This window comes from Phocaeicola intestinalis (assembly GCF_014837065.1).
GTDB classification, from domain to species: domain Bacteria; phylum Bacteroidota; class Bacteroidia; order Bacteroidales; family Bacteroidaceae; genus Phocaeicola; species Phocaeicola intestinalis.
The window spans coordinates 1-16,241 of the sequence record NZ_JACSPP010000002.1; the positions used below are offsets into that span (position 1 = coordinate 1).

At 44.4% G+C, this 16,241-nt stretch carries 10 protein-coding genes; 9 read left to right on the plus strand and 1 reads right to left on the minus strand.

From position 1 onward, the window contains the following. Positions 1 to 193 precede the first annotated feature (193 nt). Positions 194 to 868 carry a hypothetical protein gene (locus tag H9625_RS00695; RefSeq protein ID WP_191762742.1) on the minus strand — a complete coding sequence of 225 codons (675 nt, stop codon included), beginning with the start codon at positions 866 to 868 and terminating at the stop codon, positions 194 to 196. Positions 869 to 937: 69 nt separating this feature from the next. Here H9625_RS00695 and H9625_RS00700 point away from each other — a divergent pair, with 69 nt between their 5' ends. The 9 genes from H9625_RS00700 to H9625_RS00740 all read left to right on the plus strand — a co-directional run bounded on the left by H9625_RS00700 (position 938) and on the right by H9625_RS00740 (position 16,192). After that, on the plus strand, positions 938 to 1,420 hold the full coding sequence (locus H9625_RS00700) for a GNAT family N-acetyltransferase (RefSeq protein WP_013618693.1): 483 nt from the start codon (positions 938 to 940) through the stop codon (positions 1,418 to 1,420). Positions 1,421 to 1,468: 48 nt separating this feature from the next. After that, positions 1,469 to 3,121, plus strand: coding sequence for a tetratricopeptide repeat protein (locus tag H9625_RS00705; RefSeq protein ID WP_013618692.1), 1,653 nt, complete (start codon positions 1,469 to 1,471; stop codon positions 3,119 to 3,121). 663 nt (positions 3,122 to 3,784) lie between these two features. Beyond that, positions 3,785 to 6,910 (plus strand): SusC/RagA family TonB-linked outer membrane protein, encoded by a 3,126-nt coding sequence (locus H9625_RS00710; RefSeq protein WP_013618690.1) that lies wholly within the window; start codon positions 3,785 to 3,787, stop codon positions 6,908 to 6,910. A 23-nt stretch (positions 6,911 to 6,933) separates the two neighbouring features. After that, complete coding sequence (locus H9625_RS00715) at positions 6,934 to 8,466, plus strand: RagB/SusD family nutrient uptake outer membrane protein (protein ID WP_013618689.1); 1,533 nt, start codon at positions 6,934 to 6,936, stop codon at positions 8,464 to 8,466. 93 nt (positions 8,467 to 8,559) lie between these two features. Continuing rightward, a complete protein-coding gene (locus tag H9625_RS00720) occupies positions 8,560 to 10,206 on the plus strand; it encodes a hypothetical protein (RefSeq protein ID WP_013618688.1) in 1,647 nt (548 codons plus the stop codon). Between the two features lie 8 nt (positions 10,207 to 10,214). Next, a complete protein-coding gene (locus tag H9625_RS00725; RefSeq protein WP_013618687.1) occupies positions 10,215 to 10,493 on the plus strand; it encodes a LysO family transporter in 279 nt (92 codons plus the stop codon). After that, positions 10,490 to 11,092 (plus strand): lysine exporter LysO family protein, encoded by a 603-nt coding sequence (locus H9625_RS00730; protein WP_013618686.1) that lies wholly within the window; start codon positions 10,490 to 10,492, stop codon positions 11,090 to 11,092. Before H9625_RS00725 ends, H9625_RS00730 begins: the two co-directional genes overlap by 4 nt. 13 nt (positions 11,093 to 11,105) lie before the next feature. After that, a complete protein-coding gene (locus H9625_RS00735) occupies positions 11,106 to 14,261 on the plus strand; it encodes a glycoside hydrolase family 2 TIM barrel-domain containing protein (RefSeq protein ID WP_191762743.1) in 3,156 nt (1,051 codons plus the stop codon). A 14-nt stretch (positions 14,262 to 14,275) separates the two neighbouring features. After that, positions 14,276 to 16,192 carry an MGH1-like glycoside hydrolase domain-containing protein gene (locus H9625_RS00740; RefSeq protein ID WP_191762744.1) on the plus strand — a complete coding sequence of 639 codons (1,917 nt, stop codon included), beginning with the start codon at positions 14,276 to 14,278 and terminating at the stop codon, positions 16,190 to 16,192. Positions 16,193 to 16,241: the final 49 nt, after the last annotated feature.

Consider the following 16,241-nt stretch of genomic DNA (forward strand, 5'->3'; position numbering starts at 1 on the left):
CCACAAACTGGGTTACAGTACGCACCAAACAGCTCAAAAATGTGGGCTAAATTGGGAACATTAAACTGGACACCCTAATTAATAATTAACAATTAAGAATTAATAATTAATAATTAAGAACCTTGTCACGCCGGATTTGCAATCCGGCGTAATCATATAAGTCATTTATGAGCAGCGACTTATCTGGGAGCATTCATTCAAACAAATAATCATAATACGCCTCCTTGCCGGTGAAGGCGCTCAGCAGTTCCGCATTGCCAAGAGGTGTTTGGTGCACCCCGTTATACAGCCTGATTTCATTGCGTATCAGATTGAAATCGTCATAAAACACGGAAAGGTTCAATGCCTTCATCAGGCGCAACATCGCGTATTGAACCGTATCAGCTTTCTCTTTCATCGTCTTTCTCAACGCAAGTGCATAAAGCGTATCAGCTTTCAGGAAGTCGTGCCTTGCTGTATCCCGATACCCGGCACGGTCTTCCAATGCCGCTTTCAAATGCCACATATCCGCCGCTATCGAATCGGGTACATTTGTTTTCATCTTCCGCAAGAGCGGCAATAATTCTTCCATCTTCCGGCTCCGAAGCAGGTAGATGTATTTGCTCAGGTAAGCTTTCTTTAGCGAAGGGCACATCAGCAGCGCGTCATCCAGCTTTTGCCGGACAAGCGAGTCATGCCGGCATACACGCGGATTCTCCCGGTCGACCGGCATATACCAGAAAGCCGAATCGGCACGCATCAGGCTGTCTGCTTCCTTCAGCAAACGCTCTGCCATCTCCTGATTAGGCACAACGGAAGGCTTCCTCTGTCCGCACGAAAAGAGGGAAAGCAAAACAAACAAAAGCAGTATGTCGCGAACGGTATGCATAAGTTTCATTCTTTCTCAGAACAAAAGTAAACAAAAAGAATTATCTTTGCAACAAAATGCCAAAAAGAAATGATTCGGAAAGTTGAACTTCAAGACGCCCACGCTTTAGCGGACATTTACAATCATTATATCGCGCACAGCACTGCCACTTTCGACATCCGTCCTATCGGTGAAGAAGAGATGCGTAAACGGATTGCCACCCTATCCGCCTGCCATCCGTATTTCGTATGCGAAGAAGAAGGGAAAATCGCCGGTTATTGCTATGCACACCCTTGGAAAGAGAAAGACGCTTACAGCCGGACATTGGAAACAACGGTCTATCTGGCACCGGGACAAGAGCGGAAAGGCATCGGAACACAACTGATGCGCCAACTGATTGACGAATGCCGACGCTCCGAAGTCCATTCGCTCATCGCCTGCATCACCGAAGACAACCAAGCCAGCTGCCTTTTTCACGAACGGTTAGGCTTTACCCAAGTGTCCCATTTCAAGGAAGCGGGCTTCAAGTTCGGCAAGTGGGTGGGGATTATCGATTATCAGCTCATCCTATAGTTGGCAACTTCAACTAAATTTACTAACTTTGCGAAAATACCTTCCGCTATGAAACATGACACCTTATTAAATAGATACTTAAAAACGCAGATTCACGTTTACTTCCTATTCGGCATCTTCCTATTATTGCCGGCATCCCTTTCCGCCTCTTCCGGCAAAGAACGCCAAATTTCGTTATTGGAGAAAGCCGAACAAGAGCTGTATACCAATCCGCAACTTGCCGTCTACTACACTTTAGGCGCGCAGGATTCTATCCATTCCGCATTAGGACAGGCTCAAGCACTCTACGTCTATGCCCAAGCCGAGAAACTTTTAGGGAATTTCGACAATTGCATTCAGGCATTATACGAAGCGGAGTCTAAGCTTCCTTCCAAAGAAATCAAACTAAGAGGAAACATCTACAACCTAATGAGCCTGGGATACTGCAACCTGGGCGACTATAGCAAAGCCATCGACCTGAGCAACGATGCCATCGCATTGTTCCAGACCGAGCAAGACTCGCTCAACCTTGCCTTATGCTACAACAACCGGGGCATCATCCACACCTACATCAATGAATACCAGCAAGCCGACCGGTTCCTGAAAAAAGCCCTGGAACTCAACCGTTCTTCGCACGACCTGAAACGCATTGCCGCCAATCTGAACAACCTGTGCCTCTACAAAGGGAATATCAAAGAACAACTGAAATGGATAAACGAAGCCATTGTCATCAACAAAAACCTGAATGCCAAATGGTCGCTAAGCGAGAACTATAACAACCTGGGAAAACTCTACATATATGCAGGCAAATACTCCCAAGCGATAGATGCCTTAAAGACCGCCTACCGGATTGCATCCGAAGTAGGCGCCAAAGGGCTGATGTGTGACAATTACGAATATGCCGCACAAGCCTACAACGCCATCGGGAACTATCAAATGGCTTACCAAAAACAAGCCGCCCTCACCGAACTGAGCAAAGAGATACAGAACACCAACAAGCTGCGCTCGGTAGAGCAACGCATCGCACAGGAAAAAATGTCCGCCCTCCAGCAAAAGGAAAGGCAGAAACAACAGGAATACGAAATAGCCACGCTCCAGCGAAACTTCATCACGTTCCTCGTCATTATTGTCCTGCTTACCGTAATCGGCACCTTGTTGTTCCAGCGTTACAAGCGTAAGAAAAAGCTGCAATTGCTCAACGCCCAATACCGCATCGAACAATCGGAACATGAAATAGCCAAACTGAAAATGCAACAACAAAAAGCGGATTTGGAAAACGCACAACAGGCTTTGGAAACCAACAAGCAAGAGACCATGAACTTTGCCGTATTCCTGCAAAGCCGCAACGAACTGCTCGACAAAATCCAGGAACAAGTGCGCCAAAGCTACCGCATGGAACACTCGGAACTGATTGCCCACCTGAAGAAACTAAACGCGTTTATCAAACAATACCAGACTACAAACAAAGCCAACAGCACTACTCTGCAAACCATCGATGAGAAAAGCCAGGAGTTTCTGGCACACCTGACGGAACGGCATCCCAACCTGACACAAGGCGAAAAACACCTTGCCAGCCTGCTGCGTGTAAACCTTTCGACCAAAGAAATCGCCATGCTGACCGGCAACACGCCTAAGACCATCAACATGAACCGCTACCGCCTGCGCAAGTCATTGGGGCTTTCCGGAGAAGACGATTTAATCCAATACATCCAAAGCATCTGATTCTTCCCTTATATCCTGCACAATACAGATTCGTGTATGTTGTATACGCCACATGACCCAACCATGCATGGTATAAACCATACTCAGATTAGTTAAAAGGTTACCGTTATTATCTTCTTGCTTCAACGCAGATAGCTTCGTCTGGTGTAAGATTAATAATCTTCCGCTTGTAAGATTAATAATCTTGCAGCCTGAAGATTAATAATCTTACAGCGGATGCACCTATATGCGCTTGCCGCCGCACCTATATCCGCCGGCTTCCGCAACCGGCTGCGTCTTGCAATGATATTATCTGGAAAAGGGGTTGCCAGGAACTGTTTCTTGGATTTTGCTCCTCATGTCCCGAGAACGATGTGCACATCGTCTCTACATCCAATGAGAGATTATTGAATATGAATGAATCTCTGCCGCAACCTTTATCTTCCTCACCTGACCGAAATATAAATGAAATATAGATTTGTAGATATAGAATAAGCCTCGTATAAGTTAATTATCAATACATTATGAAATATCATGTAGATATAAATATCAGTCAAATTCCAGATTTGTAGACACTTTATAGCCAGTAAAGATTATTCCTTACATGCACGATTTGATATATTTGTCCAGCCAAACAAAAAAACACAAGGCACAATTTAAACCTTAATATAAACCAAAAACACAATGAAAGAAAGGAATCATTTGAAAGCATGGCAATGGATTTTCTTGCTGGCTTTACTGCTCCCGGCAGCGGGATTCGCGCAGACCATTCAAGTGAAAGGTACAGTACTCGACGGCTCAGGCATGACCGTTATCGGAGCAAGCGTACTGGAAAAAGGAACAACCAACGGTGTCATTACAGACATAGACGGTAACTTTACCTTAAATGTATCGCCTACGGGCACGTTGGTAATCTCTTATGTCGGGTTCAAAACCCAGGAAATTCCAATCAACAACCAGACTTCGTTTAATGTGACTTTGGCAGAAGACACCGAAATACTGGACGAAGTAGTCGTTATCGGTTACGGTACGATGAAGAAGAGCGACATGACCGGAGCGATTTCATCGGTTAAATCAGATGAATTGCTGAAACGTGCCACTACCAGCCCTACCGAAGCCTTACAAGGCAAAGTTGCCGGTGTAAGCGTATTGAAATCGGGAGGTAACGCAGGCGCAGGCATTTCTGTAAAAATCCGTGGTATCAAGACAATGGGTGATAATGAACCGCTTTATATCATTGACGGTTATCCGGGCGACATCAACGCTATCAACCCGCAAGATATCGAATCCATGGAAATCTTGAAAGACGGTGCCGCAGCTGCTATCTATGGTTCTGTGGCTGCCAATGGTGTAATCTTGGTAACGACCAAAAACGGTAAGAAAGGAGAAACAAAAGTCACATTCAACACTTACCTGACTTTCAATAGTGCTGCTAAAACAAATGAAATGTTGGATGCTGACGGTTGGTTGAAAGTAACAGATATGATGTATGAAAATGCTGGAGAAGCTTTGCCTAATTACATCATTAAAAATTCTGACGGAAGTCTGAAAAACCCCACCGGATATAACACAGACTGGCAAGACCAAGCTTTGCGCAACGCTATGTCTCAAAACTATTATGTCAATGTAACCGGAGGATCTGAAAACGCAAGCTACTCTTTGTCATACGGTCACGCTGATGAAGAAGGTATTTTCTTAGGCAATGAATACGTACAAGACAATGCCCGTCTGAAAGTAAATATGTCTAAATACATTTTCGATTTTGACGCTACATTGAATTTCAAGGCTACACAAAACCAACAGCCTCAATATTCTTTGAGACAGATGTACTCTATCACTCCTTTGGTGCCTGTATATGATGAAAACCAACCATCGGGCTATGGCCTTACACAAATGACGGTAGGAAACCAAACTTATACATTCCCTACTTACAATAATATCATGGCAGACCAACATTTCAATCAAGAAAAAACAAATGGTTATGATATTACCGGTAACATAGGTTTAGGAATCCATTTAGCACCTTGGCTGACATTTAAAACAACCTATCAATACAACGGTTATTATTCAGTCACAAGATCACATACAGAAGCCTATACATCCAACATTCAAGGAGCGGTTAAGTTCCCATCAAATTCAGAAAGCAACTCTTATTTCTATTCTCATACATTTGAGAATGTATTGACTTTCATGAAAGATTTTGATAAACACTCGGTTACAGCCATGGTAGGTAGCTCTATCATTGCTTACCGAAACGATGAAAGTTCTGTCGGTGTAGAAGGAAAGAACTCTAATGATGAACCTGCTGGATTCTTCGATCCGCACAATCCTACTATCAATGCCGGTATTGGAGGAACATTCAGCGGTAGCGGTACATTCTACAACTACAACCGTGCATCTTTCTTCGGACGTTTAAATTACTCTTTTAACGACCGTTATCTTTTGCAAGCCACTGTACGTGCAGACGGTTCGTCTAAATTCGGCAAAAACAACCGTTGGGGTGTATTCCCTTCGGTAGCAGTCGGTTGGAGAATCAGTGAAGAAGATTTCTTCCCCAAGAACACAATCATCAGCAACTTGAAATTCCGTGCAAGCTGGGGACGCTTAGGTAATGAGAATGCTTTAGGCTATTATTACGCCCCCACCATGACACAAGACAACACGCAATGGATGAGTTACATACAAGGAGGTATGCCTTGGCCGGGTATGTCAAACCTATACTTAGTCAATGATGACCTCCGTTGGGAAACGACAGATACAAAAAACATCGGTTTCGACTTTGGTCTTTTCAGCAATCATCTGACCGGTACAATCAACTATTACTACAATACGACTACCGATCTTTTGATAGAAAAGGTTATGCCACCCTCAGCTGGTATTTATAACCCGACTGTAAATGTAGGCAAGATGCGCAATAGCGGATTCGAATTGGAATTAAATTACGCAAACAATGTTGGCGGATTCGACTATAACATCGGATTCAACCTGTCTACTATCAGCAACGAAATGATTAAGGCAGACCCGAACCAAGTTTTATACGGATCAGCACTTAAAGATGCCGGACACTTTGCCACCCAAACACTGGAAGGCTATCCAGTAGGCGCCTTCTTCTTGTATCAAACAGACGGTTTATTCCAAAGTGATGCAGAAGCTGAAGCTTATAATAAGGAACATGGTACTTGGATTACGGATGCTAACGGAAATAAAGAATGGGCAGGCATTCAACCCAATGCAAAAGGCGGTGATATCCGTTTCAAAGACATAAACGGTGACGGCGTACTCGATGCAAAAGATAAAGTCTACAGCGGTTCCGGTATTCCCAAAGTAGAAGCGAACCTCTCATTCAGCGGTTCATATAAAGGCTTCGACCTTTCTTTCCAATTGGGAAGCGCTTGGGGACACAAGCTATACAATGCCAACCGCATTTATACAGAAGGCATGGATGCAGGAGCAAACCAATTGACAACGACCTTGGATGCATGGACCCCGGATAACACAAATACAGATATGCCGAGAGCCGTATTAGGAGACCCGAACAACAACACACGCGAGTCAACCCGTTATTTGGAAAACGGAAACTTCGTCCGTATGCGCCAACTGCAATTGGGATATACTTTCCCAACTGACTGGATGAAAAAGCTATACATCGAAAGATGCCGTCTGTATGTAAGCGGAGAGAACCTGTTTACCATCACTAACTATTCAGGCAACGATCCGGAATTCTCATCTTCCATCTTGAATACAGGTGTAGATTCGTTCGTTTATCCGTTCACACGTTCCTATGTAGTAGGTTTACAAGTAACATTCTAATCATTTATAAAACAGCATACAAGATGAAAAAGATATTATATATGGCATCATTAGCATTGACATTTGCATTTGCTGGATGCGATGACTTTCTGACAGTTGAATCGCCTGATTTCTCCACCGAAATTTACTGGAGAGACAAGTCAGACGTTGAAGCCGGACTTTCCGCTGTATATGGCCAATTGGAAAACCGTACTTCTAATTACGGTTTTGCCGAACACAAATATCCGGTAGAAACTTTCCGTGGTGACGATGTAGCTATAGGCGATGACATCAACAACTATCCGGACATGAAAGACCTATATGAGTATACATACACCAACGAAAATGCCACGACCAAGGAATACTGGATGAATAACTACAACGGTATCAACTATGCAAACAACGTGATTTTCGGTATCGATAAAGTACAAACTTCCGGAGAAAAAATGAGTGATGAAGACTATAACCATTTAATGGGAGAAGCCGTTTTCTTAAGAGCTTATTATCACTTCAAACTCATTTTGAATTGGGAAGACATCATTATCCGAGACGAATACCTAACCAGTGAAGAACAAGTACACAAAGCCATCAGTCCGCGTATTGATTGCTGGGACTTCATTTGCACCGAACTTGAAAAAGCCGCAAATCTGCTTCCTGAGACTCGTCCTTCAACTGAAACAGGACGTGTAACAAAAGACGTAGCATACGCTTACTTAGGCTGGTCGTACTTAACTCGTGCATACGAAGAGACAGACAAGAAAGACACCTATTTAAGTCAAGCCATTGCCGCATTCAATAATGTAAAACATGCAGCATTAGAGCCTGATTTTGAAAGCATGTTTAATGGAACGAACAAGAACTGCCAAGAATCTATATTTGAACTGCAATTCACCAATATTACTTCCGATGGAGCTTACCACAAACACGTTATGCACTATTGGGTAGCAGCTCCTTCCATGGGAGGTTGGGATGAAATCAGAGTCAGTCCAATGATGTACAATGAATTCTTGAAAGAAGGAAAAATTGCCAACAACAATACGCAATATGATGCCCGTGCTTACGCTTCGATGATATTTGACGATGCATATTATGCAGCTGATAATTCCATCTTCGGAGAATACAACTATGCAGATTGTTTCCCCAGCGGCTCTAAAACGGCTTATTGCTTCAAAAAACTAATGCCGTCTACGTATGAAGAATTTGCCCAATCATCAGTCTATACCAATGTACCCTTAATGCGGTATGCCAATGTCATGCTGATGAAAGCTGAAGCCCTTAACGAACAAGGGACAGAAGCCGGACGTACTGAAGCCATTAACTTAATCAATGAAATCAGAAGCGTGCATGGCAAATTACCACCCATGGAAGGCAACTCATACGAAGCTGTAAAAGCACAAATCGAGCACGAACGTTTAGTAGAGTTTTCAATGGAGTGCTATCGTTTCTATGATTTGCGCCGTTGGGGCAAACTGGAAGAAGCCATGAAAACTGATGATAGAAGTAATTTCAACATCAGTGAAGACCAATTCTTACCCATACCATTAATGGAAAGCCAAAGCAATAATGATGTAAATTAAAAACTAAACAACAAATGAACAGCAGGATCGCATAAAATGCTAGCCACTATTGCTCCTGCTGTTTTCAATATTTAACATTAAAAATATTTACGCATGAAACCACTAACTACAATATTTTGCACCCTACTATTCTTTTGTAGTTGCAACAATGAAATAGAAACAACAGATATACAAAAAGAATCAAATATCAATAGGGAGTATCAAATAACATATCCATTGAGTAAAACAGAGAGCCGTTCTAATAGTGAATTGGACACATCATGGGAAACAGTACAAGAGATTACACTGCCTTCTGGTGAACCAGCTTATACACCTTGGAATCCTGAAATTTCTTCTAAAACAGTTCCAAATGAGTTTAGCATGGATATAAAAAAAGAAGATGGGTGGAATCTTATTGCACATTCTATGAATAACCAAGAAAAAGGACTTAACTATCTTTTTTTCTATAATATATATCGTGGCACACTCAAAGTCTTCTATTATTTAGAAGAAAATTTTAATCAGACGACAGGATTATGGCATGTACATATAGATAAGCCTCAAAATCTATTAGCTTTTACAGGACTCTATGCAAAAGCCATTAATGCATCTGATAAAATACAAGATATCTATTGTAGTAATATTACAATTAATCCTTCTAAAGCTTTTACTAAAGGATGGAACTGCTTTGAAGTTGATTTAGCTTACGACCCAAATTTTGAAGATGCTACTCTATATATTGAACCATGTGGTATTATTGAATCTAACATTGAAATATCAGGCAATTATAATTCAAGTTCAGAAGGATCTATAATAACTATAGGTGCAGACAAACAATCCGGAGTTTTAAAAGGCACTGGGAAAGACGCAGAAAAATATTTGTCTGATGAATCATCTAAAGTTGCATGGGAAAATTTTCCTAGCACCCGTACTTTATCTTCTTCTATTTCCGAAAGAGACAGTAAATCCGTTGATATTGGAAGCATAATAAAACTTGGAGCAAATTTCTTACAGAAAGTATTTTCTTCAGAAAAAAAAGGTGAAGAATATAAATTAAAATTTGCAACACAAGGTAGTGTAACACTAAAAGGCGATATTACAACTATAGTGGGTGGAGGATTTTCTCCTATAGCTATTAGTATAGACAAAGATAAAGTTGGTAATTTAGGTGTATGGGGAGTAGAAGAACAACCTACAATTCAATTTAACACATTAGGAAGGAAGAAAGAAGTTTTTACATCTGGTAGTCCAACATTTATGACATATGGAGGCACTACTCCTATTTACCATATAGTCATTAACCCTGACTTATCTAATAAAATTACAAATTTAAAACGTGACTATGAAACTTTAATTGGAACATTTTCTGATTCATATACAGATAAAGAAAATCAAAATTCTATTAGCGGAGGTATGAATTATAGTGCACAAGGTGAACATATTTACAATGATATATATGCACGTATAGCACCTGTCTTTAAAGTTCATTTTAAGAATTTAAATAATAACGATACAAGAGAAGTTCCGCCTGCTATTTATTTATATGGCAGTAAAGATGGATCAGGTACACCATTTGGTATCAAAAATAACTTTATTTTTGGCATCAATGTGACATTTACAGCTCCTGATGGGAGAGAGTTTATGTCAACTAGAAGTTTTCGCCCGTTATTAGAATGGAGAACTGATAATCTTCAACAAATTTATAAACAGACTGCTCCTAATGGGCATCCTGACAATTTTTTCCTTATGTATAACTATTAATCCATATTATGTTTACAGTTATCGGACTCATGTTGGGAGGCATGTGCATCGGATTCCTGCTGCGCAAAAGCCGTTTTACCTGGATACACAACGTCATCACCGCACTTATCTGGATATTGTTGTTCCTGCTGGGTGTGGAAGTAGGAGGCAACCGCCAGATTATCGAAGGGCTTGCTACCATCGGATTGGAAGCGTTCGTCATTACCCTGGCAGCCATCCTCGGAAGCTGCATCTGCGCTTGGGCTTTGTGGTACCTATTATATAAAAGGAAAGGAGGACGGGCATGAAAGGCAGTCTGATTATCGTAGGGTTCTTTGCCTTGGGATGTGTGTGCGGACTGTTCCACGTCATTCCATTCGACATTGCCAAGACCGACATCAGCTTTTACACGTTGTGTGCCCTGATGTTCAGCGTAGGATTAAGCATCGGCAACGACCCTCAGACACTGAAAAACTTCCGGAGTTTGAATCCGAGGCTGATATTTCTTCCGATAATGACGATACTGGGAACCGTATCGGCAGCCGCATTGGTCAGCCTGTTGCTTCCGCACCGGAGCGCAGCCGACTGTATGGCTGTAGGAGCCGGTTTCGGCTACTATTCGCTATCAAGCATCTTCATTACCGAATACAAGGGAGCGGAACTGGGCACCATTGCCTTACTGTCGAATATCCTGCGTGAAATTATCACGCTGTTGTGCGCACCCTTATTGGTCCGCTGGTTTGGCAACCTGGCTCCCATATCCGCCGGAGGAGCCACCACGGCAGACACCACCCTGCCTATCATCACCCAATGTGCAGGGCAGCAGTTTGCTGTAGTGTCTATCTTCCACGGATTTGTAACGGATTTCAGCGTACCGTTCTTAGTAACATTCTTTTGTTCTTTATAAAACTAAAATTACCATGAAACATACTGCATTCATTCTTACATTTATCTGTGCTACTGCTTGGGCTGACAATAGCCAGCCCTGGCAGGACGCACGTATCAATGAAATCAACCGTGAACCGATGACGGCACATTTCCTGCCTTTCATCAGCGAACAAGCAGCACTCGCACAACAGGCTTTGCCCGACGAACAACGTTTCAACGTAAACCCGGCTACCGAACGCCGCATCTCGCTGAACGGCACATGGAAATTCTTGTACTCGAAAAACAACGATGCTTGCCCGGCAGATTTCCAAAAGCCCGGATATAACACAAAAAAATGGAAAGACATCCAAGTGCCCGGAAGCTGGGAACTTCAAGGCTTCGACGCACCTATCTATACCGATACGCGCTATCCTTTCCCACCCAATCCTCCGTACGTACCTACTGATTACAATCCGGTCGGAGCATACGTACATGAATTCACCGTACCCGAAGGTTGGGACGGCATGGACATTTTCCTGGACTTCGAAGGAGTGGAATCGGCTTTCTATTGCTGGGTAAACGGAGAACTGGCTGGGTACAGCGAAGACAGCCGCCTGCCGGCACACTTCAACGTGACCAACCTGTTGAAAAAAGGAAAAAACAAACTGGCTGTAAAGGTATTCCGTTATAGCGACGGCTCCTACATGGAAGGACAGGACTACTGGAAATACAGCGGCATCGAACGGGATGTATACCTGTATGCACGTCCGCAAAGCCGTGTGAAAGACTTCCGAATGACCGCCGAACTGGTAAACGGCTACAAAGACGGAGATTTTGACCTTGACGTCATCTTGAACGAACCGCGCCAAGGACAACGCGTAGACGTGAAGATACTGGACGCTGCCGGCAAACAGCTGATAGCCGAAACAAAAACCGTCAGCAATGAAACAGACACCTTATTTACCATTGAAAAAATGTTTCCGAATGTCTTGCCTTGGAACGCCGAAACTCCCAACCTCTATACACTGGTCGTAACAGCTTCGGACACCCAAGGGAAAACACTGGAATCGTTCGCCCATCCGTTCGGTTTCCGTACCGTTGAGATGAAAAACGGACAACAGCTCATCAACGGAGTCCCTGTCTTGTTCAAAGGAGTGAACCGCCACGAGCACAACCGCTTTACCGGACGTACCATTGACGTGGCAAGCATGGTAGAAGACATCCGGCTGATGAAGCAGTTCAACATCAATTCGGTGCGTAACTGCCACTATCCGAACCGGTATGAATGGTACAGCCTGTGCGACAAATACGGACTTTATCTCGTGGACGAAGCCAATCTGGAAAGCCACGGCATGATGTTCCACAAAGACGAAACGCTTGCCAACTATCCCGACTGGGAAGGTGCATTCATGCAACGCATGAGCCGCATGGTGCAACGCGACCGGAACTATACCGCCATCGTCACCTGGTCGCTCGGCAATGAATCGGGCTACGGAAAGAACTTCGAGACCATTTACCATTGGACGAAACAGACCGACCCGACCCGTCCGGTGCAATATGAAGGAGGCGGCTACGAAAGCGTCTCGGATATCTATTGCCCGATGTATGCCCGTATCTGGCGTCTGCGCCAACACGTGAACCAACGGGATGCACGTCCATTGATTCTTTGTGAATATGCACACTCTATGGGAAACAGTACCGGAAACCTGCAAGACTATTGGGACTTGATTTACAAGTATGACCAACTGCAGGGAGGATTCATCTGGGACTGGGTGGATCAGACATTTGCCAAGAAAGACGAAAAAGGACATGACATCTGGGCATACGGAGGCGATATGGGATTCGTAGGCGTGCCCAATGACTCGAACTTCTGCTCCAACGGACTTGTCGCTTCCGACCGCAGCTTGCATCCGCATATCTGGGAAGTGAAGAAGGTATACCAATACGTTCATTTCAAACCGGTTGCGTTTACGGCAAACCGCGTTGAAGTAGATAACTGGTTCGACTTCATCGACTTGTCTGATTATCAATTGCGTTGGACGATAGAAGCCGACGGAAAAGCTGTACAAGGCGGGACAATGGACTTCCCCTATATTCCAGCCCGAAGCAAAGGCGAAGTGGAACTGCCGCTGCAAACCCTTCCGGCAGGAAATAAGGAATATTTCTTGAAACTGGAAGCCATTACGCGCAAAGACACTCCGTTAGTTCCAGCCGGACACGTAGCCGCTATGGAACAATGGCAACTGCCCGTCAGCAATGTTGCATCTGCAATGGAAACAGTCAACGGTACGCTGCAAAGCGAACGCACGCCGGAAGCTCTGACACTGAACGGCACCAACTTCCGTATCAGCTTCAGCACGAAGAGCGGCGAGATGACTGCATTGGAATACAACGGAAAGAATCTGGTAAAAGAAGGCCTGCAAGCCAATTTCTGGCGCGGACTGACCGACAATGATGTAGCGAACGGTACGGAAGCACGCTGCCAGACATGGAAACATGCCGGACAAAACGCAACATTAAAAGACATCCGTCTGGAAGAAAGTGCAGACAAGCAACTGGCAACCGTAACTGCAATGTATGACATGAAAGAGCAGGAATCAGCTTTGACCGTAACTTACCGCATCCGTCCCAATGGAGTCGTAGGCGTAACCATGCAATTCACAGCAGGCAAAAAACAACTGCCTGAAATGCCCCGCTTAGGCATGCGTATGGTCTTGCCCGGCGAATACGAACAAATGACGTGGCTGGGAAGAGGACCGCAAGAAAACTATGCCGACCGAAAAACCGGAGCAGCAATCGGGTTATACAACGCAACCGTATGGGAACAATACCATCCCTATGTACGTGCCCAGGAAACAGGAAACAAATGTGACGTGCGCTGGGTAGCTTTGCGCAATGCCGCAGGCGAAGGCTTGCTGGTAACCGGCGAAGAACCGTTAAACGTAAGCGCTTGGAATTTCCCGATGGAGGACATCATGTACCGTCCCTTCAACATCGAACGCCGGCATGGAGGCAGCATTGAAAAGAAAGACATGGTATGGCTGAACATTGACCACCTGCAAATGGGCGTAGGCGGAGACAATACATGGGGAGCGGAAGTACATCCGGAATATACCATCACTCCACATGACTGGACATACAGCTTCACCCTTCAGCCGTTAGGCAACAAAGATGATGCTGCTGAATTAGCACATAAAGTATGGTTTTAACAAACACAAGCACCATGAATACGACAACAATCAAAACCCTATTATTCTCTTGCCTTACCGCTGGGCTTGCCGCCTGTAGCCCGACGGTACAAGAGGCACATACCGACCTCCGTTATGAGTTCGGCAACATCTTAAACATAACGCTTACCCCTGACTCGACTGTCCGCCGTGCCGGATGCTTTACGGATGCCGGCTCTTGGATGGGATTCACGATTCCACAAGCAGATAAATGGGTAAACGGATTCTGCGGACCGTTCAGCATCGACAACCGTATCTGGTTTGCACAATCAGCAGTCAGCGTTGACTTCCAAAACGGGGCAGATGGCCTTTCACCGGATTCCACTTCTTATTTTCCGGGTGAAGTATACATGGCTTCCTCTTCCGAAACCGGCACCATCGAACAACGTATGAATTTCATAAACAGTTCGACTGCACTGCTGCAAATCACCAGTAATGCCGATAAGGGGTTCATCATTACCGGAAAAGACTGGAACAACAATATCCGGTTGGAACAGGAAGATCAGACCATTACGGCACGTCACCCCAACGGTGAAATCGTACAACTGACATTCATGCCGGGAGTAACCTTGACATGCGACGGCAAAAATTATACGGCACAAACCGATGCGCAATGCAGCCAAACCAATGTAGCCATCTCTTTCTATTTTACAAACGAAGAATTGGCATCAGGTACACAGAAAAGCATAGCCCTACTTCAAAATACCGAAGCGGCGCTGCAAAAGAACGACGACCGCTGGCAAACTTACCTGCAAAAGATTTTACGCAAAGACATGAAGCATGAATACGACCGTGTAGCTGTAAAATCAGTCGTCACCCTCATCTCTAACTGGCGTACACATCGTGAAGGCCTTCTGCATGAAGGAGTTATCCCCAGTCATGCCGTACCTTATTTCATTGGCTTTTGGGCATGGGACAGCTGGCGTTTCTCGGCAGCATTGGCACGCTTTGCACCCGAATTGGCAAAGAATAACATCCGTGCCATGTTTGATTACCAGCAGCCGGACGGCATGATTATCGACTGTATCTATACCAACTCCGCCGAGAACAATGCACGCGACAGCAAACCACCCTTGGTATGCTGGGCTGTGGACGAAATCTTCACTTACAACCAAGACACCGCGTTTGTAAAAGAAATGTATCCGCAGCTGCTCGCTTATTATAAATGGTGGTATCAAAAACGTGACCATAACCGTAACGGCATGTGTGAATTCGGCTCAACCGACGGAACACTGGAAGCAGCCGGATGGGAAAGCGGCATGGACAATGCGATTCGTTTCGATAATGCCAAGATGCTGAAAAACGGAAGCGATGCATGGAGTCTTGATCAGGAAAGCGTCGACCTCAATGCGTATTTAGCATACGAATGCAAATTGCTGAAAAAGTTCGCCGGACTCATCGGAAGCAGTTTCGACGGACCGGACTACAGCGATAAAGTTGCTGATTATTTCTTTAACGACAAGATAGGATGGTTCTGTGACAAACGCATCGCTGACGGCAGCTTCATTGCAGAGCCTGCATGTGAAGGATATACACCCTTTTGGACAAAGATAGCCAGCAAGGAACAAATGGAAAAAGCACTGGTGCTGTTGACCGACACAACCAAGTTCTCAACGTATATTCCTTTCCCGACAGCTGCTGCAGACAATCCCAAATGTGACCCGAACGGATATTGGAGAGGTCCTATCTGGCTTGACCAGACGTATCAAGCCATTCGTGGATTACGCAATTATGGTTACAAAGAGTTAGCAGATAAATATACAATGCAAGTATTCGACCGTTGCCAAGGGCTGACCGGTGATGCGCCGATTCATGAAAATTATGGCACACATAATGGCGAACTGCTTCAAGCTTCACACTTCAGTTGGAGTGCTTCGCACCTGCTGATGATGTATGAAGACTTTGGTAAATAAATCTTACAAGCGGAAGATTATTAATCTTACACCAGACGAAGCTATCTGC